17 protein-coding genes are annotated in these 22,200 nt (G+C 67.3%); 9 read left to right on the top strand and 8 right to left on the bottom strand.

The annotated features are described in order from the left end of the window. Positions 1–19 precede the first annotated feature (19 nt). On the top strand, positions 20–1,474 hold the full coding sequence (locus AC1D2L_RS17965; protein ID WP_476847254.1) for a sensor histidine kinase: 1,455 nt from the start codon (positions 20–22) through the stop codon (positions 1,472–1,474). A gap of 19 nt (positions 1,475–1,493) precedes the next feature. Here the strand turns inward: AC1D2L_RS17965 and AC1D2L_RS17970 are convergent, their stop codons facing one another. Together AC1D2L_RS17970 and AC1D2L_RS17975 are read right to left on the bottom strand one after the other, a co-directional pair. Then, on the bottom strand, positions 1,494–1,769 hold the full coding sequence (locus AC1D2L_RS17970; protein ID WP_476847255.1) for a GNAT family N-acetyltransferase: 276 nt from the start codon (positions 1,767–1,769) through the stop codon (positions 1,494–1,496). 78 nt (positions 1,770–1,847) lie between these two features. Next, on the bottom strand, positions 1,848–2,039 hold the full coding sequence (locus AC1D2L_RS17975) for a DUF3008 family protein (RefSeq protein ID WP_476847256.1): 192 nt from the start codon (positions 2,037–2,039) through the stop codon (positions 1,848–1,850). Positions 2,040–2,177: 138 nt separating this feature from the next. Here AC1D2L_RS17975 and AC1D2L_RS17980 point away from each other — a divergent pair, with 138 nt between their 5' ends. The 3 genes from AC1D2L_RS17980 (at position 2,178) to AC1D2L_RS17990 (ending at position 7,463) form a co-directional block, all read left to right on the top strand. Beyond that, on the top strand, positions 2,178–2,384 hold the full coding sequence (locus tag AC1D2L_RS17980) for a hypothetical protein (RefSeq protein WP_476847257.1): 207 nt from the start codon (positions 2,178–2,180) through the stop codon (positions 2,382–2,384). Between the two features lie 87 nt (positions 2,385–2,471). Then, on the top strand, positions 2,472–4,547 hold the full coding sequence (locus AC1D2L_RS17985; protein ID WP_476847334.1) for an ATP-dependent helicase: 2,076 nt from the start codon (positions 2,472–2,474) through the stop codon (positions 4,545–4,547). A 204-nt stretch (positions 4,548–4,751) separates the two neighbouring features. Beyond that, the gene (locus tag AC1D2L_RS17990; RefSeq protein WP_476847258.1) at positions 4,752–7,463 is read left to right on the top strand and encodes a response regulator; all 2,712 of its coding nucleotides are present in this window, start codon (positions 4,752–4,754) and stop codon (positions 7,461–7,463) included. A 90-nt stretch (positions 7,464–7,553) separates the two neighbouring features. Here AC1D2L_RS17990 and AC1D2L_RS17995 read toward each other — a convergent pair whose 3' ends face one another. The 3 genes from AC1D2L_RS17995 to AC1D2L_RS18005 all read right to left on the bottom strand — a co-directional run bounded on the left by AC1D2L_RS17995 (position 7,554) and on the right by AC1D2L_RS18005 (position 10,745). Next, positions 7,554–8,762: an amidohydrolase gene (locus tag AC1D2L_RS17995; protein WP_476847259.1), complete on the bottom strand. Its 1,209-nt coding sequence runs from the start codon at positions 8,760–8,762 to the stop codon at positions 7,554–7,556. A 111-nt stretch (positions 8,763–8,873) separates the two neighbouring features. Beyond that, positions 8,874–10,112, bottom strand: a complete 1,239-nt coding sequence (locus tag AC1D2L_RS18000; protein ID WP_476847260.1) for an MFS transporter — start codon at positions 10,110–10,112, stop codon at positions 8,874–8,876. A gap of 186 nt (positions 10,113–10,298) precedes the next feature. Then, entirely contained in the window at positions 10,299–10,745 is a 447-nt protein-coding gene (locus AC1D2L_RS18005) for a MerR family transcriptional regulator (RefSeq protein ID WP_476847261.1), read from the bottom strand. Positions 10,746–10,821: 76 nt separating this feature from the next. Between AC1D2L_RS18005 and AC1D2L_RS18010 the strand changes: the two genes are divergently transcribed. The 3 genes from AC1D2L_RS18010 to AC1D2L_RS18020 are packed head-to-tail and all read left to right on the top strand — an operon-like array spanning position 10,822 to position 14,216. Continuing rightward, positions 10,822–13,128: a heavy metal translocating P-type ATPase gene (locus tag AC1D2L_RS18010; RefSeq protein ID WP_476847262.1), complete on the top strand. Its 2,307-nt coding sequence runs from the start codon at positions 10,822–10,824 to the stop codon at positions 13,126–13,128. Positions 13,129–13,143: 15 nt separating this feature from the next. Further along, positions 13,144–13,761, top strand: coding sequence for a methyltransferase family protein (locus AC1D2L_RS18015; protein WP_476847263.1), 618 nt, complete (start codon positions 13,144–13,146; stop codon positions 13,759–13,761). A gap of 56 nt (positions 13,762–13,817) precedes the next feature. Continuing rightward, positions 13,818–14,216: a group III truncated hemoglobin gene (locus tag AC1D2L_RS18020; RefSeq protein WP_476847264.1), complete on the top strand. Its 399-nt coding sequence runs from the start codon at positions 13,818–13,820 to the stop codon at positions 14,214–14,216. Positions 14,217–14,219: 3 nt separating this feature from the next. Here the strand turns inward: AC1D2L_RS18020 and AC1D2L_RS18025 are convergent, their stop codons facing one another. Then, on the bottom strand, positions 14,220–15,833 hold the full coding sequence (locus AC1D2L_RS18025; protein WP_476847265.1) for a hydantoinase B/oxoprolinase family protein: 1,614 nt from the start codon (positions 15,831–15,833) through the stop codon (positions 14,220–14,222). Then, complete coding sequence (locus AC1D2L_RS18030) at positions 15,833–17,884, bottom strand: hydantoinase/oxoprolinase family protein (protein WP_476847266.1); 2,052 nt, start codon at positions 17,882–17,884, stop codon at positions 15,833–15,835. The genes AC1D2L_RS18025 and AC1D2L_RS18030 overlap by 1 nt, the downstream gene beginning before the upstream one ends. 329 nt (positions 17,885–18,213) lie before the next feature. Between AC1D2L_RS18030 and AC1D2L_RS18035 the strand changes: the two genes are divergently transcribed. Both AC1D2L_RS18035 and AC1D2L_RS18040 read left to right on the top strand, forming a co-directional pair. After that, the gene (locus tag AC1D2L_RS18035; protein ID WP_476847267.1) at positions 18,214–18,960 is read left to right on the top strand and encodes a GntR family transcriptional regulator; all 747 of its coding nucleotides are present in this window, start codon (positions 18,214–18,216) and stop codon (positions 18,958–18,960) included. Positions 18,961–19,027: 67 nt separating this feature from the next. Next, positions 19,028–20,350 carry an NAD(P)/FAD-dependent oxidoreductase gene (locus tag AC1D2L_RS18040; protein ID WP_476847268.1) on the top strand — a complete coding sequence of 441 codons (1,323 nt, stop codon included), beginning with the start codon at positions 19,028–19,030 and terminating at the stop codon, positions 20,348–20,350. Between the two features lie 50 nt (positions 20,351–20,400). Here the strand turns inward: AC1D2L_RS18040 and AC1D2L_RS18045 are convergent, their stop codons facing one another. Beyond that, entirely contained in the window at positions 20,401–21,924 is a 1,524-nt protein-coding gene (locus tag AC1D2L_RS18045) for an ABC transporter substrate-binding protein (protein WP_476847269.1), read from the bottom strand. Positions 21,925–22,200 lie beyond the last annotated feature (276 nt).

Genomic DNA, 22,200 nt, shown 5'->3' on the forward strand with positions numbered 1-22,200 from the left:
TCTCGCGGGAGGAGGCGAGATGGGGCTTCTGACTCGCGCCTTCGACTGGGCGAGCACCTCGATCGGCACCCCCGAGACATGGCCCCAGAGCCTGAGGGTGATGGTCCGCCTGATCCTGAACACCCGGCACCCGATGTTCATCTGGTGGGGGCCGGACCTCGTGCAGTTCTACAATGACGCCTATGCCGAGACGATGGGCCCCGAGCGCCACCCCAGCGCGCTAGGCGCCCGCGGCCGCGAGTGCTGGGAGGAAATCTGGCCGCAGATCGGCCCGCAGATCGACTATGTCATGGCCGGCAAGGGCTCGACCTGGGACGAGGAGCGCCAGTTCGAGATGACCCGGAACGGGCGCAAGCAGAGCATCTGGTGGACCTACAGCTACGGCCCCATCGACATCGAGGATGGCGTCGGCGGCGTCCTCGTCGTCTGCAACGATGTCACCCAGCAACACCTCGCCACGGCCGCCTCGCAGTTCCAGACGCGGTTCCTTGAGCAGTTGTTCCAGCAGGCGCCGAGCTTCATGGCCGTGCTAGAGGGGCCCGATCACGTCTTCCGCCTCGCCAACTCCGCCTATCTGCGGCTGGTCGAGGCGCGCGACATGGTCGGCAAGCCGATCCGCGAGGCCTTGCCCGAAGTCGAGGGCCAGGGCTTCGTCGCCCTGCTCGACCGCGTCTACCAGACCGGGGAACCCTATATCGGCAAGGCGGTACCGGTGACGCTCGGGGCCAACAAGAGCCCTTCGAAGGATGTGTTCGTCGATTTCATCTACCAGCCGATCGTCCTCGCCGGCGGCAAGATCGTCGGCATCTTCGTCGAGGGCGTGGACGTCACGGACCATGTCGAGGCCGAGCGAAACCTCAGCCTGATCAATCTCGAGCTGACCCATCGCGTCAAGAATACGCTGGCCATCGTCAGCGCTATCGCGTCGCAGACCCTGCGGGCGGGTGTCACCGACGGCGCCCTCAGGTCTTTCCAGGAGCGCCTGCGTGCCTTCGGCACCGCCCATGACATCCTGACCGACGCCAACAAGGCCGACGCCTCGATCAGGCAGATCGTCAAAGGCGTGCTCGACGCACACATCACCGACCCCGAGCGCTTCTCGGTGTCGGGACCGGAGATCCTGCTCGGCTCGAAGCAGTCGCTTTCGCTTGCGCTGGCGCTCAACGAGCTCGCGACGAACGCGATCCGCTACGGCGCGCTCTCCAATGACACCGGCAAGATCGCGGTCGAATGGGCGGCCGACAGCGGCGGGGAGCAAGCCGTCTTCCGTTTTTCATGGCGCGAGGCCGGCGGCCCGATAGTCTCGGCGCCAACGCGCCGCGGATTCGGCTCGCGACTGGTCGAGCGCGGCCTTGCCGCCGACTTCAAGGGCGAGGTGGACATCCGCTACGAGCCCGGCGGACTGGTCTGCACGCTGACGGCGCCCTGGTCCCATCTGCGCTACGCCCAGCCCTTCTACGACAAGTTGAATTGACGCCGGCGGAAGGTCCCTCTCAGGCCTCGACGAGATCGGCATAGTCCGGGTGCCGGCGCACCCAGTCGGCGATGAACGAGCAGCGGATCACGATCTTGCGCCCGCTGCCGCGCACGGTCTCGAAGATGCCCTGCGCCAAGCGCGATCCGATCCCGCGCCCCGAAAACGCATGCGGCACCTCGGTATGGGTCAGGATCACGCGGTCGCCATCGGCGCGATAACTCGCAAACGCCGTCCCGCCCTCGAAATCCAGTTCGAAGCGTCCGCGGTCGGCACGCTCGATCACAGTGTCCACGCTTGCCTCCTTGGTCAGTCTGCGGTCCCCGCTGAAATGGGATCGACGCCGGAGCATCGCAAATGCCTTGCGGTCAGCTCAGCCCTGCTTGGCGACATGCTCGGGCTTTCCCTTGCGCTTCGTCGACGCCATCTTTTCGAGTTCGCTCTCGCTCATCGACTTCTCCATCGATTTCGAAGCGCCCTGCAATTCGCTTTTCGGGGTGTCGCCGCGCTTGGCCGACAATGCGGCTCCCGCCGCCTTCTGCTGCGCCTTGGATCTGGCCGGCATGTCCAATCTCCTGAAACCCGGTTTGCCCCCGAGCCCCCGGACAACCGCATCCCCGGCGACAGGTTCCCCGCACGCGGAACTGAGAGCGTGCTCGCGCGTCTCCGCTGGCGCCGGTTCAACCCGGATGGAGACAAGACAATGGATGAGGAACGCATCAAGCGGATTGCGCGAGCCATGTGCCGGGCGGCGCGGCTCGATCCCGACAAGCCGGTCGACAAGAACGGCGGCTATACCGTCATGATCCAGACGCCGGGAGCGCAGGGCGTACAGCCGGCCTGGACGATGTTTCGACAGCAGGCCGAACTTTTCGCCGCCAGCCATCGCGAGGGCGCCTGGCACCATTGACCCCCGGCGTGGATGACGTTGCGCCGCATTGCGAACAAAACGCGAATCTGGGAGCCTGACGTCTTCCAGCGTGGATGATTCGTGATCGTGCAGACGGCAGCCGCCTACCTCGAAGCCCTCAATCCCGAGCAGCGGCGCGCCGTCGAGCACGGCGTCGGCGACAGCGCCGCGATGCCGGCGCGCGCCCTGCTCGTCATTGCCGGCGCCGGCTCGGGCAAGACCAACACGCTGGCGCATCGCGTCGCTAACCTGATCGTCAACGGCGCTGATCCGCGTCGCATCCTGCTGATGACATTTTCGCGCCGGGCCGCGGCCGAGATGAGGCGCCGCGTCGAGCGCATCACCCGCAAGGTGCTGGGCGACGGGGCCTCGGTCATGGCCGATGCGCTGAGCTGGGCCGGGACCTTCCACGGGATCGGTGCCCGGTTGCTGCGCGATTTTGCCGACCAGATCGACCTCGACCCGAGCTTCACCATCCATGACCGCGAGGATTCGGCCGACCTGATGAACCTTGTCCGGCACGAGCTCGGCTTCTCGAAGACCGAAAGCCGCTTCCCGACCAAGGGCACCTGCCTCTCGATCTATTCGCGCTGCGTCAACGCGGAAATGCCGATCGAGCCCGTGCTGGCGGCATCCTTTCCATGGTGCAGCGCCTGGGCCGATGAGCTGAAGGAACTCTTCGGCGGCTATGTCGAGGCCAAGCAGCGCCAGAACGTGCTCGATTACGACGACCTGCTGCTCTACTGGGCCCAGATCGTCGGCGATCCAGATCTGGCCAGCGAGATCGGCGACCGCTTCGACCATGTCCTGGTCGACGAGTACCAGGACACCAACAGGCTGCAATCCTCGATCCTGCTGGCGCTGAAGCCCGGCGGGCGCGGACTGACCGTCGTCGGCGACGACGCGCAGTCGATCTATTCGTTTCGTGCCGCGACCGTGCGCAACATCCTGGACTTCCCCAAGGCCTTCGAGCCGCATGCCGAGATCATCACGCTCGACCGCAATTACCGTTCGACGCAGAGCATCCTGGCCGCGGCAAACGGCGTCATCGACCTCGCGGCTGAGCGCTTCACCAAGAACCTCTGGACCGACCGGATAGCAGGGGACCGCCCTCGCCTCGCCAGCGTCCGCGACGAGGCCGACCAGGCGCGCTACATCGTCGAGCGCGTGCTGGAGAACCGCGAGGCCGGTTCGCTCCTGAAGCAGCAGGCGGTACTGTTCCGCGCCTCGCATCACAGCGGACCGCTCGAGATCGAGCTGACCCGGCGCAACATCCCGTTCGTGAAGTTCGGTGGCCTGAAATTCCTGGACGCCTCCCATGTCAAGGACATGCTGGCGCTGCTGCGCTTCGTCGAGAACCCGCGCGATCGCGTCGCCGGCTTCCGCCTGATGCAGTTGCTGCCGGGCGTCGGGCCGACCTCGGCCCAGCGCGTGCTCGACCATATGGGCGAGGCGACCGACGCGCTGGCGGCACTGGCGAGCGCCCCGCAGCCGCCGCGGTCCGGCGAGGACTGGGCGGGTTTCGTCGCCACCGTGGCGGAGCTGGCCTCGGGCCGCGCCGGCTGGCCGGCGGAACTCGGCTGCGCGAGGCTGTGGTACGAACCGCATCTCGAGCGCGCCCATGAGGATGCAGCCACGCGTCAGGCCGACCTGATCCAGCTCGAGCAGATTGCAGCGGGCTACCCCTCGCGCGAGCGCTTCCTCACCGAACTGACGCTCGATCCGCCCGACGCCACCAGCGACCAGGCCGGCGTACCGCTGCTCGACGAGGACTACCTGATCCTGTCGACGATCCATTCGGCCAAGGGCCAGGAGTGGAAATCGGTCTTCCTGCTCAATGTGGTCGATGGCTGCATTCCCTCCGATCTCGGCACCGGCACCACCGAGGAGACCGAGGAGGAACGGCGGCTGCTGTATGTCGCCATGACGCGCGCCCGCGACGACCTCCATCTCGTCGTGCCGCAGCGCTTCTTCACCCATGGTCAGAACGCGCAGGGCGACCGGCATGTCTACGCCTCGCGCACGCGCTTCATCCCGCCCAAGCTGCTCGGGCTCTTCGAAAAGACGAGCTGGCCGCCAGCCGAGACCAGCGCTGCACCACGCATGGCGAGCGCCGGTCCTCGCATAGATATCGCGGCCCGCATGCGCGGCATGTGGCGTTAGCTCCCCCCCGTCAAAAGACATTGTGAAGCACTGTCACGATCTGCAAAGGAGTGGCTGCGCCGAACGTGGAGATGACGGGTTCCAGTCTTTTCAGCTCGTGCTAAACCACAGTCGCGCGGCATGGGGGGAATGATGCGGAGTGCGTCGGCGAAGACTGCTGGAACCGAACGGTTCGGCCGGGGGATTCCGTCTCGGGCGGTCGCATTGGCGCTTGTCGCCGTGATCGTCGTGCCGGGCGTGATCTTCGCCGCATTCCTGCTGCAGCGCTTCACCCAGTCGGAGCGTGGACGCTATGAGCAGGAGGCCCGCGAAGTCGCGCGCGCCGCCGCCTCCGTGCTCGACAGCCACCTGCAGGGCTGGCAGACGACCCTCCATACGCTGGGGACGTCAGAGAACCTGCGCATGGGCAATCTCGAAGCGTTTTATCGTCAGGCGCTGCGCGTCAAGCAGTTGGTCGGAGCCGATATCGGGCTGCGCGCCCCCGACGGCTCCCAGATCCTCAGCACCCGCGTACCGTTCGGCGCGGCAATTCCGCCGACGCGCATCGGCACCGACCAGGAAGCGCTGTCCACGCAGTCGACGTTCGTCTCGAACGTGTTTCTGGGTTCGATCACCAATCGCCCGCTGGTGGCCATGGTGGTGCCTATCGTCCTCGACGGCACCGTACGCTACCTGCTGAATGTCAGCGTGGAGACCGAGGAACTCCGGGACGTCGTGCTCGCGGCTGCGTCGCGCAACTGGCTGGTCGGCGTAGCCGACCGCGACGGCGTCTACGTCACGCGCTCGCAGGACCACGCAGCCTTCACCGGCAAGCCCGGGATCCCGGCATTCCTCGACAAGGCGGTCGGCACGAGCGGGACATTCACGGGCAAGAACGCCGATGGCGACGACGTTCTCGTCGGCTACAAGCGCTCCGATATCTCCGGCTGGCTCGTCGCGGCCAATATCCGCCAGTCGGTCGTCGAGCAACCGCTGCGCTCAGCCCTGATCACGCTGGCGGCCTTCGGCGCCGCCGCACTGGTGCTGAGCTCCCTGGTCGCGCTCTGGCTCTGGCGCCTGATCGAAAGGCCGCTCGCGGTACTGACGCGCGCCAGCGGCCGCATCGGCCAGCTCGACGGGCCGATCGAGGCCCGGACCGGCTTGCGCGAATTCGCCGCCCTGCGCGATGCGCTGTCCTCCGCCTCCGAGCAGATCCGGGCGGACGCCACGGCGCTCGAGGCCCGTGTCTACGAGCGGACGAGCGAACTGGCCCAGGCCAATCTGCGGCTCACCGCCGAGATCGAGCAGCGCGCGCGCGTCGAGGCCATGCTGACTCAGGCCCAGAAGATGGAAGCCATCGGCAACCTCACCGGCGGCGTCGCGCACGACTTCAACAACCTGCTGCAGGTCATCGGCGGCAACCTGCAGCTGCTCGGGCGCGAGATCGCCGGCAACGCCAAGGCCGAGCGCCGTGTCGAGAATGCCATGGCGGGGGTCGCGCGCGGCTCGCATCTCGCCGCGCAGTTGCTCGCCTTTGGCCGTCGCCAGCCCCTGCAGCCCAAGATCGTCAATATCGGCAGGCTGATCCGGGGCATGGACGACCTGCTTCGGCGCACGCTTGGCGAGGCCATAGAGGTCGAGACAGTCGTCGCCGGCGGCCTCTGGAACACGCTGGTCGATCCCGCCAATGTCGAGAACGCGATCCTCAACCTCGCGATCAATTCGCGCGACGCCATGGACGGCCAGGGTCATCTGACGATCGAGGCCGGCAACGCCTTCCTCGACGACGCCTATGCCGCGACCCATCCCGAGGTGGTCGCAGGGCAATATGTCCAGGTCTCCGTCACCGACACTGGCTCGGGCATGACGCGCGAGATCATGGAGAAGGTCTTCGACCCCTTCTTTTCGACCAAGCCGGAAGGCAAGGGCACCGGCCTCGGTCTTTCGATGGTCTACGGCTTCGTCAAGCAGTCGGGCGGCCATGTGAAGCTCTACAGCGAGCCCGGCCAGGGCACGACGATCAAGCTCTACCTGCCGCGCTCCAGCCAGGCCGAGGATGCGCCGGTGGAGAGCGACAGCGGCCCGGTCGTCGGCGGCAGCGAGACGGTTCTCGTCGTCGAGGACGACGAGGCGGTGCGCGAGACCGTGATCGGCCTGCTCTGCGAACTCGGCTACCGCGTGCTAAAGGCGCCCGACGCCCAGAGTGCCCTGACCGTGATCGAGAGCGGCGTCGCCATCGATCTGCTCTTCACCGACGTGGTCATGCCTGGAACCCTGAAGAGCCCGGATCTCGCCCGCAAGGCGAAGGAACGCCTGCCGGCGCTGAGCGTGCTGTTCACCTCGGGCTACACCGAGAATGCCATCGTTCATGGCGGCAGGCTGGATGCCGGCGTCAATTTGCTCTCCAAGCCCTATACGCGCGAGCAGCTGGCCCGGAAGATCCGCCAGGTCCTGACGCTGGATGGCAAGCTGCCCAGCGAGACCGCGGGCTCGCAGGAGCCGAAGGCGCCGGACGCGCAGCTCCATGAGGCGTCGCCAGGGGAAGCCTCGACAGGCGCAGCGCTCGCGCCGGCTGCGAAAGCCGGGCTGATCGTGCTGGTTTGCGAGGACGACGCGATCATCCGCATGGATACCGCCGACATGCTGCAGGAACTCGGACACACCACCATCGAGGCCGAGAACGGCATGAGGGCGCTGGAGATCGCCAGCAACAGCAGGGTCGATATCCTCCTGACCGATATCGGCCTGCCCGACATCTCCGGCGCCGAACTCGCCCGGCGCGCCCGGGAGCTGAAGCCCGATCTCGCCGTGATCTTCGCGACCGGGCGCGAGCATGTCGAAGGGTTCGACAGCACCAGCCGGGTCGCGCTGCTGAAGAAGCCCTATCAGTTCGACCAGTTGGAGCGGATCGTCGGCTCGATTCTCGATGAGGCCTGATCGACCGCTTGCCACCTGCCCCGGAATCAAGGAACCCCGGGAGCCTGGCTCGCGGGGTTCCTCATGCTGTCGGTGCGGATGCCGCCGGGCTCAGGCCGCGGCGTCGAGGCGTTCGAGCCCGAGTTCCTGCGTCACGATGTTGACCCAGTAGCGCACGCCGTCAGGGATGATCGCGTCGTTGAAATCGTAGAGCGAGGTGTGCAGACCCTTGAACGAGCCGTCGGCGGCTACGCCATTGCCGATCCGCATGAAGGCGGCCGGCCGGAGCTGGGCCATCTCGGCGAAATCCTCGCCGCCGGTGCTCGGCCGAAGCGTGGAGTTGACCTTGTCGGCGCCGGCCACCTGCCCGGCCGCGGCCACGGCGACGGCGACCTGCTCGGCCCTGTTGTGGAGGGCGCTGGGCCCGCGACGATAGGTGGCTTCGGCCTGGCAGCCCCAGGCCTGCGCCGTAGCCTGGGCGAGCTCGGCGATGCGCCGTTCGACCAGCGCGCGCACCTCTTCCGAATAGGTCCGGGCGGTGCCGCCTATCTGCAGCTCGCAGGGCACGACATTAGCGGCCTCCGCATCGCCGGAATGGATATAGCCCACCGAGATCACGCAGGTGTCGGCCGGCGCGACATTGCGGCCGACGATGCCCTGCAGGCCGAGCACGAAATGCGCCTGCGCATAGGTGATGTCGGTCGAGAGGTGCGGCTGCGAGCCGCCATGTCCGCCCACGCCGCGGAAGACGACCTTCCAGCTGTCTGCCGCCGCCAGCATCGGGCCGACGCAGGTCGCGAAGGTCGATTCCGGCATCCCCGGCGAATTGTGGAGGCCATAGACAGCATCCGACGGAAAGCGCTCGAACAAGCCGTCCTTGATCATCGCGACCGCGCCGCCGCGGCCTTCCTCGGCGGGCTGGAAGATGATGTTGACGGTACCGGCGAAATCGGGATTTGCGGCCAGGTAGCCGGCGGCGCCGAGCAGCATGGTGGTGTGCCCGTCATGCCCGCAGGCGTGCATCTTGCCCGGATGCTGGGAGGCGTAGGGCAGCCCGGTCTCCTCGACGAGCGCCAGCGCATCCATGTCGGCGCGCAGGCCGATGGCATGCTGGCCCTGGAGGCGGCCCTTGATCACGCCGACGACGCCGGTTCCGCCGACGCCCTCGGTGACCTCGATGCCCCAGGCGCGCATCTGCTTGGCGACGAGGTCGGCCGTGCGATGCTCCTCGAGACCGAGTTCGGGATGTGCGTGGATATCGCGCCGGATCGCGGTCAATTCAGCTTGGTTGGCAGACAGCCAGTTGTCGAGCGTCTTCATAATTGTCCCCTGGTGGAGCCCCGACAATGGCACCCGCTGCCCCCGCCAACAACCCGCGCGGCCCTGCCTGCGGCGGGCATCGCGCCTGCGTTCTCCGCCGGTCGCCTGCCGTCAGCGCCGGTTTGGCGAAAGGTCCGGTATCAGCGGCGGACGCGGGCTGCGGTCGCTGTCGGCCTGCACCGGTGGCGGCTTCTTCAGCATGCGCCAGGCGAGATAGGCCGCAGTACCCGTCGAGAGGACCCCAGCGTACACGAGGAGCCCGTGCGGCCCGACCAACTGCATGAACACGGCCGCCGCCAGCGGTCCGATCGCGGAGCCGATACCCCAGAGCAGCAGCAGCGCGGCGGACAGTCCCACCGCGCGTTCCTGCCCCATGCGCAGATAGGCATGCGTCACTGCAACCGTATAGAGCGAGAAGCTGCCCCCGATCAGCGCGAACAGGCCATAGAACCAGAGCCGGTCATTGCTCGTCCCGAAATAGAGCACCGCGCCCAGCCCCAGCACTGCAGCCACGACGACACAGGCCGTGCTCAGCATGATGATGCGGCTGTCGAGCCGGTCGGCGACCATGCCCATCGGCCATTGCACCAGCAATGCGCCGATCTGGATCGAGGCCGTCAGCAGGATCGCGGCCTTCTGGTCGAGCCCGATCAGGATGCCATAGGCGGGCGTGACATTGGTCATCGCGCCGCCCATCAGCCCGACATAGACGCAGCCGACGACCGCCGCCGGCGCCAGCCGCCAGAGCATGCCGAGATTCATCGAGACCGCATCGGGCGCTTCGGGCGCCCGCGCCCGCGTCAGGCCAAGCGGGATCAGCGCCAGCGAGAAGGCCGCGCTGGCGATCAGGAAGATGTCATGCGTCTGCAGCGCGATATAGCCGACGCCGATCTGCGAGCCGATCAGCGAGAGGCGGTTCAGGATCTGGTAGAAACCGAAGATCCGGCCGCGCTGGCTCGCAGGCGCCTGGCCGCTGATCCAGCTTTCGATGCAGATGGCGTGACCTGCGCCGGCAACGCCCATGATCAGGCGCGCGGCGCCCCACCACTCCACCGGCAGGAGCGCGAAGCTCAGCGCCAGCGAGGCCTGGACTGCCGAGAACACCGCAAAGCCGCGGATATGGCCGATGCGCCGGATCAGGGACGGAATCCTGAAGCAACCCACGAGGAAGCCGACCGAATAGGCGGAACCGACGAGGCCGATCAGCCAGGGCGGATGCTTGCCGATCGCCAGTTGCAGCGGCAGGACCGTATTGAGGATCGTGCTCGCCACCTGGAGGATCAGCGCGCCGGCGACGATCGCGCCGAGTGCAGCGATCGAGCCTGTGCGGGGGGCTGAGTCGGCATCCATGCTCGCCAACGCTCCTTGGCCTGTATTCCGGGTGGTCACGATGCGGCGAGGCGGCCCCGCGCAGCCTGATTCGAACGACGGGGATGAGGAATACCATTCCTCTCGGCCTTGCGGAGGGAAGAATGCCGACCGCCCTGGCCAGAGGCGGGCTCTCCGGAGGGGCGTGAAGCCGCCCGCCCCCCGCCGTCAATGCCGCTCGTGGCGGCACTGGCTGTGGTCGGCGAGCGCGTCGATGATCGCGCAGTCGCAGGCAGCCACGCCGCACGAGCAGGTCGCGGCGATGCGCTCCAACTCCTTCTCCAGCGACCGAAGACGCGCGATCTTGTGCCTGACGTCCTCGAGATGGGCGACCGAGATGGCATGGGCCTCGTCGCAGGCCATGCCGGGCGTGTCCGACAGCTTCAGTAGCGTGCGGATACCCTCGACCGGGAAACCGAGGTCGCGCGCATGCTTGATGAAGGCGAGGCGGGCGACATGAGCCCCGCCATAGCGCCTCTGATTGCCCTCCGAGCGCTCCGGAGGTTGCAGCAGGCCGACCTGTTCATAGTAACGGATGGTCTCGACCTTGACGCCTGTCCGGTCAGAAAGCGCGCCGATCGGCATGACGCGCTCGAGCAATTTTTGATCGGCCATGATTTTTCGCTTGAACCTGAAGTGGCTAGAGCTTGTACATGGGATGTCTCGCAATCGCGTCAAGCGGAGACGGATGATGACGGCAGGCACGCAGAACGCCCCCCAGCCCCTCAGCTGGAAGGTCGGCGGCATGGACTGCGCCAATTGCGCGGCGACGATCCGTGGCGCGGTCGAGCGCCTCCCGGGGGTCAGCGACGTCCGGCTCTCGGTGATGTCGGAAACCCTGACGCTGGCGCTCGACGAGACGCAGACGACGCGCGAGGCCATCGAAAAGCGCGTCACCAGCCTCGGCTACAGTACCGCTGCGATCGCTGCCAAGTCCGCCCCGGCGCAGCAGGAGCCGGAGCCCGCCTGCGGCTGCGGCAATGACCACGCGCATGACCATCATGATCATGCAGGCCACGATCATGCCGCTCACCAGCGCGGCGACCATCGTCACGAGCAGCCAGCGAAAGCTGCCGCCGATACCGGCCACGGGCTGCCGGGCCACGTCCACGAGGAAACGCCGGAGGGCGCGTCCTGGTACCAGACCAGCAAGGGCCGACTCGTGCTCGTCACAGCCACCTGCCTGGCGGCGGCCTGGCTGGCGCATCTGGCTTGGCCGCCCCTCTCCTACTGGGCCTTCGTCCTCGCCTGCGTGATCGGCGTCGTGCCTGTCGCACGCCGTGCCTTCGCCGCGGCTGCTGCAGGCATGCCGTTCACCATCGAGATGCTGATGACCATCGCGGCCATCGGCGCGCTGTTCATCGGCGCGGCGGAGGAAGCTGCGCTGGTCGTATTCCTCTTCGCGGTAGGCGAGGTGCTGGAGGGCGTCGCAGCCGATCGTGCCCGCGCCTCGATCAGGGCGCTTGGCGACCTCGTGCCTAAATCCGCGATCGTCGAGGAGAATGGCACGACGCGACAGGTCGATGCGGCCTCGCTCGTCATCGGGCAGACGGTGCTGGTGCGGCCGGGCGACCGCATTCCCGCCGACGGCGAGATCACCGACGGCATCTCGGGCATCGACGAGAGCCCGGTCACCGGCGAGTCCGTGCCGAAGACCAAGGGCGTCGGGGAGAGCGTCTTCGCCGGTTCGGTGAACAGCGAGGCGGCGCTGCGCGTGCGCGTCACCAAGGCGACCGAGGACAACACGATTGCCCGCATCATCCGCCTCGTCGAGGAGGCGCAGGAGGCCCGCGCCCCGACGGAGCGCTTCATCGACCGGTTCTCGCGGGTCTACATGCCCGCCATCGTCGGTCTCGCGCTGCTCGTGGCGCTGGTTCCGCCGCTCTTCTTCGGGGGCGAATGGGCGGTCTGGACCTACCGCGCGCTGGCGCTGCTGCTGATCGGCTGCCCCTGCGCCCTGGTCATCTCGGTGCCCGCCGCCATCGCCGCAGCGCTTTCGGCCGGCGCGCGCCAGGGCCTGCTGATGAAAGGCGGCGTTGTCATCGAGGCCGCCGCCCGGACCGGCATCGTCGCCTTCGACAAGACCGGCACCCTCACGGAAGGTCGCCCGCGCGTCACCGAAATCGCCGGCTTCGGCCGCAGCGAGGAAGATGTGATCGCGCTCGCCGCAGCGGTCGAGACCGGCTCCAGCCATCCGCTCGCCGTTGCGATCCTCGATCGCGCGCAGGCGCTCGGGGTCGCGATAACTCCCGCCAGCGAGGTCTCGGCCATCGCGGGCCAGGGCGTCGTCGGCAAGCGCAACGGCGTGGAGATCTTCGTCGGCGCGCCGCGCCATGCGCTGAACCTCGCCAGCTTCGACGCGCAGGCGAGCGCGACCGTCGAGCGTCTCGAATCCTCCGGCATGACGCTCGCCGCCGTGATCACCGACGGCACGCTCGCCGGGCTGATCGCCCTTCGCGACGAGCCGCGCGCGGATGCCGCCGCCGCTATCGCCGAGCTGAAGGCGATGGGCGTGCGCTCCCTTATGCTGACTGGCGACAATGCCCGCACCGGCGCCGCCATCGCGCAGGCGCTGGGCATGGAGCACAAGGCCGAGCTGATGCCCGACGACAAGGTCGCGAGCATCAAGGCGCTCTCGGCGCAGACGCCGGTCATGATGGTCGGGGACGGAATCAACGATGCGCCGGCGCTCGCCGCCGCCAGCATCGGCGTCGCCATGGGATCGGGCACGGATGTCGCGCTCGAGACGGCCGATGGCGCGGTTCTGAAGAGCCGCGTCCGCGATGTCGCCGCGATGATCCGGCTCGCGCGCGCGACGATGGCCAACATCCGCGTCAACATCGCCATCGCGCTCGGCCTCAAGGCCTTGTTCCTGGTGACGACGATCCTGGGATACACCGGGCTCTGGGTCGCGATCCTCGCCGATACCGGCGCGACCGTGATCGTCACCGCCAATGCCTTGCGCCTGCTGCGCTTCGACGCCGGCCGTTCGGCCTGACGGGACGAGCGCTGCATGTCTGGCATGGAGATCGCGAGCTATCTGATGGCGGTCGTCTACGTCATCAGCTTCCTCTCGATGTCGGCGATCCTGGCGAAGGAATCCGGGCGGCCGATCTGGCTCTTCGACAGGGGCAGCGAGAGCCAGCGGCTACCGGCAACACTGTTCAGGCTCGCCTTCATCGGCGCGGTGCTCTGGCCGCTCGTGCTGTCGCTGTCCGGCAACCCCGTCGTGAACGATCCACTGAGCGCAGCCCTCGACGGTCCGTGGTTCGATGTCTTCGGTCATCTCCTGATCGTCGTCGGAGCCTGCATCGCGATCCTGTCGCAGCGTTTCATGGGCGCGTCCTGGCGCATCGGCGCGGCTCAGGCGGATCTCGGCGAGATCGTCGATGGCGGCCCCTTCGCGATCTCGCGCAACCCGGTTTTCCTGGGCCAGGCCGTCCTCTTCATCGGGCTCTTCATCGTGCTGCCGAGCCTGGTCCAGGCCGTTTTGACGCTCGCTTTGCTGGTCGCCATCGCGCTTCAGGTCAGGATCGAGGAGCGCGTGCTCGCCGCAGCCCATGGCAAGGCCTATCTGGCCTACAAGGCACGTGTGCGCCGCTGGCTCGGCGTGCGACGAACCGCGCCCTGACGCGGCGGCGACAGGCGCGATAGGCTGCCCGCCAGAAAGCTCAGCGAAAGCGGACCATGTCAGCCGACCTGCCGGACCAGATCTCGGAAGCGCTCGTCGCCCATTTGGTCGACACCTTCTACGGCCGCATCCGCCAGGACCAAGTCCTCGGCCCGATCTTCGAGGCCCGCCTTCAGGGTCGATGGGACACGCACCTCGCGGCCATGGTCGATTTCTGGTCGTCGGTGACGATGCTGACCGGCCGCTATCGCGGCAAGCCGCATGTCGCCCACGAGCCGCTCGGTCTGGCGCCCGAACATTTCCAGCGCTGGCTCGGCCTGTTCAAGGCGACCGTCGGCGACCTCTGCACCGGCCCGGCTGCAGCCCTTTTCATCGACCGCGCGCATCGCATTGCCGACAGCCTGCAGATCGGGCTCAATATCGGCCCCAAGGCGCTGAACCTGACGCCGGCCTGAGGTTCACACCGCCGCCATGCGCCCTTCCGCGATGTCGCGGGCCAGCGCCTCGGGATCGCGCTCGGCGAACGGGCCGTAGCCCCCGGCGCCGGGCGTGATGATCTCGACGATCTGGCCGGGCTCGAGCGCACCGTCGCCATTGACGAAGGGGCCGACGCCCTCGCTGAAGACGAAGGCCGCGCCCTGGCCAGACTCGCCGCCAGCGATGCCCCAGGGGCGCGACTTCAGGCGCGAATTGTCGAGGTTGAGCCGGCAATGCGCTTCGGCGCGATAGACCCGGCGCAGGCCCATGCCGCCGCGCTGGCGACCCCGCCCGCCGGAGTTGTCGATAAGCTCGTAGCGCAGCAGGGTCAGCGGATACTCGACCTCCAGCGCCTCGACCGGCAGGTTCGAGGTGTTGGTCATATGGACATGGACGCCGTCGAGGCCGTCCTTGGTGGCACGAGCACCGGAGCCGCCGCCGATCGTCTCGAGATAGACCCAGAGCTGGCCCGAACCGGGCATCTCGCCGGCAAAGGTCGCAGTCGCCACCACGCCGGAGCATGCGGCGATGACCCGCTCTGGCACGGCCTGGGCCAGCGCCCCATGGATCAGGTCGACGACGCGCTGGCACGGCGCTATGCGACCATTCACGGCGGCCGGATGCTTGCAGTTCAGCACCGTGCCTTCTCTGGCAGTGACAGTCAGCGGCCGGGCGAGGCCGGCATTGGGCGGGATCGTCGGGTCGGCAACCGTCTTGACGGCGTAGTACACCGTCGAGAGCAGCGCAGTGTAGACCATGTTGAAACCCGCCCGCGCCTGCGGCGGGGATTCGAAGGCGAGTTTCATCTCCTCGCCCGCGACCGTGATCTCGACCGAGAATTCCAGGGGCTCGTCGATCTCGGGATTGTCGAAATAATCCGTGAAGCGATAGATCCCGTCTGGAATCGAGGCGATGCCGGCGCGCATCTTGCGCTCGGCATAGTCCTGGAGCGCGCGGCCGGCCGAGAGCACCGTGGCACGGCCATATTTGTCGCAGAGCGCCCTCACCCGTTCGACGCCGAGGCGGTTGGCCGCCATCTGGGCCCGCAGATCCGAGAGACGCTCGCGCGGCACCTGGCAGTTCAGCAGGATCACTTCCTGCACGTCCTTCATCAGCACGCCGCCGTCATAGAGCCGGATCGGCGGGATGCGCAGGCCCTCCTGATAGATATGCGCGTGGCCGCGATCCGCGAAATCGGCGTGGTGGGCTGTGTTGACCGCCCAGGACACCATGACGCCGTCATGGAAGATCGGCTCGGCCAGGACGATGTCGGGCAGATGCGTGCCGCCGCCCTCATAAGCGTCGTTGCCGATGAAGACGTCGCCGGGTTTCATCTCCGCGACGGGATGGCGCTTCAGGATATGCGGGATGATGCCGATGAAGGAGCCGAGATGCATCGGGATATGCTCAGCCTGGCACAGCGTGTTGCCTTCGATGTCGAACAGCGCGGTCGAGCAGTCGCGACGCTCCTTGATATTGGTCGAGTAGCTCGCCCTGACGAGCGCCTCGCCCATCTCCTCGGTGATCGAGGCGAAGGAGGAGCCGATGACCTCGACGGTGATCGGATCAACGGTGACCGTGGCGTTGATGGTCATCACGGCATCTCCAGGATCAGGTTGAGATAGGGTTCGACCGTCGCGACCATGCCGGGCAGCACCACGGTGGTGGCGTCCATCTGCTCGACGATCGCAGGGCCGCTGAAGCGGTTGCCGCATTTCAGCTTTTCGCGATCGTAGATCGGTGTGTCGACGAAGCCGCCGGCCTCGGGGAACCAGACCTCGCGGCGGCCTGTGATCGCGCCGCTCGCATCGGGCCCGGCATCGGGTTGCGGCCGGAACTGCGCCTTGGGCACGAAGCCGATGGCCTCGGCGCGATAGGTCACGAGTTGCACCGCCTCGCCCTCGGCGACGAAGCCGTAGAGCCGCTTATGCGCCTCGGCGAAGCCCTGGCCAAGGGCTGCGATCGTCGCCGAGGTGATCTGTCCCTCAGGGACATCGATCGACAATTCGTAGTTCTGGCCGTGATAGCGCAGATCGGCGGTGCGCCTGAGCTTGCGATCGGCTGGCGCGACCTTTTCCTCGGCAAACCAGTGTTCGGCCTGCTCCTCGAGCCCGGAGAAGATCTCGGCCATGTCGCCGACCAGCCCCTCGCCCAGCGTGGCCAGGCGCGTGGTCGCGAAATTGGCGCGCAGGTCGGTCAGCAGCAAGCCGAGCGCACAGCCGATTCCGGGATTGCGCGGCACGACGATGCGCTTCATCTCCAGCTCCTTGGCGAGCCGGGCGGCATGGAGCGGGCCGGCGCCGCCGAAGGCGACGAGCGCGTAGTCGCGCGGATCATGCCCCCGCTGCACGCTGATCACGCGGATTGCCTTGGCCATGTTCGCGGTCACCACCGAGATGATGCCCTGCGCGGTCGCCATCACGTCGAGCCCGATGGTGCCGGCGAGCCGGCCGATCGCCTCCTTCGAGAGGTCCTGGCGGATCGGCATGCGGCCGCCCAGCAGATGAGTCGGGTTCAGCGTCTGCAGCACGACATTGGCGTCGGTGACGGCAGGCTCGGTCGAGCCGCGGCCATAGCAGACCGGGCCCGGATCGGCGCCGGCGCTGCGCGGCCCGACCTTCAGCAGACCGCCGGAATCGATCGCGGCCAGCGAGCCGCCTCCGGCGCCGACAGTATGGATATCGAGCATTGGCGCCTTGATCGGATAGCCATGCACCGTCGCCTCGCTGGCGAGCTTTGCCTCGCCATTGCGCAATAGCGCGACGTCGGAGGAGGTGCCGCCCATGTCGAAGGTGATGAGGTTGGCGATCCCCGTCATCGCGCCGATAGCCTGCGCCGCGACGACGCCGGTCGAGGGGCCGGAAAGCACGGTGCGGACCGGCAGGCGCGCCGCCATGTCGAAGCCGATGACGCCACCATTGGACTGGGTCAGATGCGGCGTCGTCGTCAGCCCGAGTTCCTTGAGGCGGTCGGCCAGCCGGCGGATGTAGTTGTGCATCACCGGGCCGAGATAGGAATTCACCGCCGCGGTCGAGATCCGCTCATATTCGCGGAATTCCGGCGCAACCTCATGCGAGGCGCAGACGAAGGCCTCGGGAAACTCCTCGAGGACGATGCGCTTGGCAGCCTGCTCATGGGCCGGATTGACGAAACCGTAGAGGAAGCCGATCGCGACCGCCTTGACGCCCGCCGCCTTCAGCGCCCGGGCGGCTGAACGGACGCCGTCCTCGTCGAGCGCAATCTCGACGGAGCCGTCATGGCGCAGGCGCTCGCTGACGCCGAAGCGCAGGTCACGCGTCACCAGCGGCGGTGCCTTGTCGACCTGGAGATCGTAGAGATCGGGCCGCTTCTGCCGGCCGATCTCGATCAGGTCGCGGAACCCTTCCGTGGTGATGAGCCCGGTCTTCACACCGCGATGCTGGATCAGCGCATTGGTGCCCACCGTCGTGCCATGGCCGAAATAGGCCACCTCGCTGGGCTCGGCGCCGACGCGCTGCGTGCCCTCCTGGGTTCCCTTGGCGATGGCACGCGAGGGATCGTCGGGTGTCGAGGGCACCTTCCAGACCGAGACGTCGCCGGTGGTGTCGTCGAACAGGCAGACGTCAGTAAAGGTCCCGCCGGAATCGATGCCGATACGCCAAGCCATTTAACGCGCGCTCCTGGGTTCAAACCGATACGGCTTCGAGGGATCGGGGAAAGGCCCGCCGCTCGTCGATCACCCTCGCTCCGACCTGTCCGGACGGGCCGGCAGAGGGGCGCGATCCTGGCTGACAGGGCATGAGAACGGGCTACTTCCTAGCGGGCAAGAACTGGTATACACCAAACACCTATACCAACCCCTGTCAAGGATAGTCCAAGCAGCGCATGAATACCGTTATCAAGGGCGGATTGGTGTGCTTTTCGGCTTCCGATGAAGCGGGGCGGGCGCTATCCCCACTAGAGATCCATGCGGGAAGCCCCGAAGAGAGCCCGACCATGAGCGACCCCGCAACACGGGCCAAGCCGATCTATGTCGCGGTTCAGGATTACCTGCTCGACCTGATCAACGGCCCCGATTACGGGCCCGGCGACCGCATCCCATCCGAGCGCGTTCTCGCCGACACGCTGGCGATCAACCGGATGACCGTGCGCAAGGCCATCGACAAGCTGGTCGAACGCAACCTGCTCGAGCGCAACGGCACCAGCGGCACACGCGTTCCCCTGGTCCAGGTGACGCGCCCGATCGCGCTCGGCGCCTCGCTCGGCATCACCCGGATCGTCCGCAATGCCGGTGGCAACCCCGGCAACAAGCTGCTGCATTTCGGCGAGGAGCCGGCGACCGAGACCATAGCGCGCCGGCTCGGCGTTCCACCCGGAACCAGCCTGATCATGTTCAGGCGCCTGCGTACGGTGAACAGCGAGCCTTTCTCGATCGAGACCAGCTATCTGCCGGCCGCCCGCTTCGGCCAGCTCGGCGCAGAGGATTTCGTGGCTGGGCAGTCGCTCTACGACCTGCTGAAAGCCCGCTACGGCGTCGAGGCCAGCGCTCGCGATCGCGAGATCGGCGTCGGCACCGCCAATGATTTCGAGGCGCGCCTGCTCGCCCTCTCGCCGGGCTCGCCCACGCTGGTTCTGCGGCTGGTTGCCCGCGACAGTGACGGCGTGGCCGTCGAATACATGAAATCGGTCAACCACCCCCATCACGTCGTCTTCCGGAACTCGACGCTTTCAGCCCAGGACTGACCATGCCGATGCGCGCCGCCTTGATCTTCGCAACGACCTCAGACCGCCCTGCCGGAGACCGACGCTGATGGGCATCACCATCGAGACCATCGAGCCCGACGCGACGCTCCCGGCAAGCAGCGACGTCGTCATCATCGGCGGCGGCATCATCGGCATCATGACCGGCCTGTTCCTGGCCAGGGACGGCATCTCGGTCACGGTCTGCGAGAAGGGCGAAGTCGGGCACGAGCAATCCGGCCGCAACTGGGGCTGGGTCCGGATCATGGGACGCGATGCCAGCGAGATCCCGCTCGGGCTTGAAAGCATGCGGCTCTGGTCCGAGATGGACAGGCTCGTGGGCGGCGACACCGGTTTTACGCGCTCGGGGATCGTCTATGTCGCCGACACCCCGGCAAAGCTGGCCGAGCACGAGGCCTGGCTCGACCACGCGAGGCAGTACCAGCTGGACTCCCGGCTGCTCAGCACGCGCGAGATCGACAGCCTGCTGCCTGGCAACAAGCGCGCCTTCGCCGGCGCGCTCTTTACGCCCAGCGACGCCCGCGCCGAGCCGCAAAAGGCCGTGCCGGCGATGGCACGCGCGCTGCGCCGGCATGGCGGGACCGTGCTGACGCGCTGCGCCGTGCGTGGCATCGAGACCAGCGCCGGCCGGGTGAGCGCGGTGGTGACGGAGCGCGGCAGCATTGCCTGCCAGCGCGTAATCCTGGCCGGCGGCGCCTGGTCGCGGCTTTTTCTTGGCAATCTCGGCATCGACTTTCCGCAGCTCAAGGTGCTGGGCTCGGTGCTGCGCACGCAGCCGCTGGAGGGCCCGCCGACTCACGCCGTCGGCGGCTCGGATTTCGCCTTCCGCAAGCGCCAGGATGGCGGCTACACGATCGCCCATCGCGGCGCGAGCGTCGCCGAGATCGTGCCCGACAGCTTTCGCCTGCTCGGCGATTTCCTGCCGTCCTTCGTCAAGCAGCGTCACGAACTCAAGCTGAACATCGGCGGACGCTTCCTCGAAGAGGCCCGCACGGCTCGCAAATGGGCGCTTGATGAGACGACCCCCTTCGAGACGACCCGCATCCTCGACCCCACCCCGTCCGAGGGCATCCTGCGCGAAGGGCAAGCCAATCTGATCGCCGCCTTCCCCGCCTTCAAGGACATGAAGGTCGCGCAGGCCTGGGGCGGCTTCGTCGACGCGACGCCCGACGCGGTGCCCGTCATCGGCGAGGTTCCGCGCCTGCCCGGCTTCTTCATCGCGAGCGGATTTTCCGGCCATGGCTTCGGCATCGGCCCCGGCGCAGGCCGGCTGGTCGCCGACATCGTCTCCGGCAAGGCGCCGCTGATCGACCCGACGCCGTTCAGGCTCGAGCGCTTCTCGCGTCTGGAGCGCACGACGCGGGCGGGGTGAACCAAACGCACGTCATGCTCGGGCCTGACCCGAGCATGACGTGCGACGGCTCACGCCAGCGCAGCGTCTTCCATCGAATAGGCCGAGAAGAAGTTCGTGCCGCCAGGCAGGCTCTTGAACCCGGTCAGGCCCTTGACCATCGCATAACCCTGCGAGCGCCATGCCAGCCCGACAAGCGGCGCCTGCTCGAGCGCGACCTGTTCGAGCTCGGCATAGATCGCCTTGCGCTTGGCGACATCGAACTCGGCCCGGCCCTTGGCGAAGAGGGCATGGATTTCCGGCGTCGGGAAAGCCCAGCTGCGCGCCATGTTCGGCGGCAGGCCGCCATCGATCAGCGGGGCGAGCCCGTCTGGATCATTGTTGTCGGCGGTCGTGCCCTGGACCATGAACTCATAGCGCCCCTTGCCGGCGGCATCGACGCGGCCGGCCCAGTCGGGCAGGTTCAGCTTCACATCGATGCCTATCTCGCCGAGATGGGCCTGGACGATCTCGGCGGTCGATTTGTGCATGCCGTATTGCGCCGTCGACAGCAGCGTGCAGGAAAATCCCTTGGCCATGCCGGCCTCGGCCATCAGCTTCTTCGCCTTGTCGGGATCGTACTTCCAGTATTGCGAGCGCTCGCTGCTGAAATACGGGCTGCTCGGCAGGATCGGCAGGCCCTCGAGCTTGCTGCCCCGGCCGAAGAACGCCGCCTGCACGATCTCCTCGCGCCGCACCGCATGGGCGACGGCCTGGCGCAGGCGCACATCCTTGAACGGGCCGGTGCCGCCGTTGAAGTTCAGCCCCATGAACGGCCCGTCGGTGGCGTCGAGCTTGAGGCGCGCATCCTTCTCGATCGCGCTCATGTGCTGCCAGGGCACATACTCGATCAGGTCGGTATCGCCCGCCTGCAGCGCCGCGACGCGCAGGTTCTCGTCGGCATAGGCGACGATCTTGATGCCGGCGAGCTTCGGCAGGCCGGGCTTGTAGTATTTCGGGAAGGCGGCCAGCTCCAGCGAAACGCCGCGCTCCTGGTCCTTGATCATGAACGGGCCGGCGCCGACGCCAAGTCCCCGCCCCTCGATCGAGTCCTTGGCGATGATCGGGGCATGCGCGCTGGCGAGCCAGATCGGCAGCGTCGCCGTGGGCTCCTTCATCACGATCCTGACCGTGCGGGCGTCCGGCGTCTCGATGCGCTCGATGCCGCCGAACTCGGCCTTCATGAAGGCCGTGGAATTGGGCGCTGCGATCTGCTCGAGCGTCCATTTCACGTCTTCGGCGGTCACAGGCTTGCCGTTCTGGAACGTCGCCTCGCGCAGCTTGAAGAGCCAGCCGGTCGGCCCGTCCTGCGTCCAGGATTCCGCCAGCTCCGGCCGCACCTCGCCCTTTTCGTCGAAGCCGGTCAGCCCGCGGAAGATCAAGAGCTTCACCGTCAGCGCGGCAGTGCCGGTATGGACCCAGGGCTGCATGCTCGGCGGGAAGCTCGACAGGCCGAAGCGCAGGATCTTTCCCGCTCCTTGGGCGAAAGCTGACCCTCTGACGAGCGGCAGGGAAGCCCCCGCGGCAAGAAGGGCGCGGCGCGATAGCATCGTCATCGAAGGTCCCCTTTTATTGACCTGAAGACTGGTCTGGCCTCAGCATGGATTGGTATACACCAGCCTGTCAATCGCGGCCGCTACCGGCTTTGAGGACGGGGCGTCACCCCATCGCCCGAGGCGCAAAAAGCGGCAGCAAACCGAGATCGGCCGCCAGTGGAGCGGCAATCTCGGGCATCTTCGCGGCTTGACAGCGTCGAGCCGCTTCAATGGTATACACCAAGCCGATCCCGTCCCAGGCGGACGGCCCGCCGTCCCGATGCCTGAGAGTTCCGA

The organism is Allobosea sp. P1_B10 (genome assembly GCF_056406735.1).

What these genes read in the sequence shown, in the direction of transcription:
- AC1D2L_RS18030 (WP_476847266.1), bottom strand. Translation starts at nt 17,884, where the DNA reads ATGGCTTGGCGTATCGGCATCGATTCCGGCGGGACCTTTACTGACGTC.
- AC1D2L_RS18010 (WP_476847262.1), top strand. Translation starts at nt 10,822, where the DNA reads ATGACGGCAGGCACGCAGAACGCCCCCCAGCCCCTCAGCTGGAAGGTC.
- AC1D2L_RS18005 (WP_476847261.1), bottom strand. Translation starts at nt 10,745, where the DNA reads ATGGCCGATCAAAAATTGCTCGAGCGCGTCATGCCGATCGGCGCGCTT.
- AC1D2L_RS18020 (WP_476847264.1), top strand. Translation starts at nt 13,818, where the DNA reads ATGTCAGCCGACCTGCCGGACCAGATCTCGGAAGCGCTCGTCGCCCAT.
- AC1D2L_RS18000 (WP_476847260.1), bottom strand. Translation starts at nt 10,112, where the DNA reads ATGGATGCCGACTCAGCCCCCCGCACAGGCTCGATCGCTGCACTCGGC.
- AC1D2L_RS17980 (WP_476847257.1), top strand. Translation starts at nt 2,178, where the DNA reads ATGGATGAGGAACGCATCAAGCGGATTGCGCGAGCCATGTGCCGGGCG.
- AC1D2L_RS18035 (WP_476847267.1), top strand. Translation starts at nt 18,214, where the DNA reads ATGAGCGACCCCGCAACACGGGCCAAGCCGATCTATGTCGCGGTTCAG.
- AC1D2L_RS18040 (WP_476847268.1), top strand. Translation starts at nt 19,028, where the DNA reads ATGGGCATCACCATCGAGACCATCGAGCCCGACGCGACGCTCCCGGCA.
- AC1D2L_RS18045 (WP_476847269.1), bottom strand. Translation starts at nt 21,924, where the DNA reads ATGACGATGCTATCGCGCCGCGCCCTTCTTGCCGCGGGGGCTTCCCTG.
- AC1D2L_RS17965 (WP_476847254.1), top strand. Translation starts at nt 20, where the DNA reads ATGGGGCTTCTGACTCGCGCCTTCGACTGGGCGAGCACCTCGATCGGC.
- AC1D2L_RS18015 (WP_476847263.1), top strand. Translation starts at nt 13,144, where the DNA reads ATGTCTGGCATGGAGATCGCGAGCTATCTGATGGCGGTCGTCTACGTC.
- AC1D2L_RS17975 (WP_476847256.1), bottom strand. Translation starts at nt 2,039, where the DNA reads ATGCCGGCCAGATCCAAGGCGCAGCAGAAGGCGGCGGGAGCCGCATTG.
- AC1D2L_RS18025 (WP_476847265.1), bottom strand. Translation starts at nt 15,833, where the DNA reads ATGACCATCAACGCCACGGTCACCGTTGATCCGATCACCGTCGAGGTC.
- AC1D2L_RS17995 (WP_476847259.1), bottom strand. Translation starts at nt 8,762, where the DNA reads ATGAAGACGCTCGACAACTGGCTGTCTGCCAACCAAGCTGAATTGACC.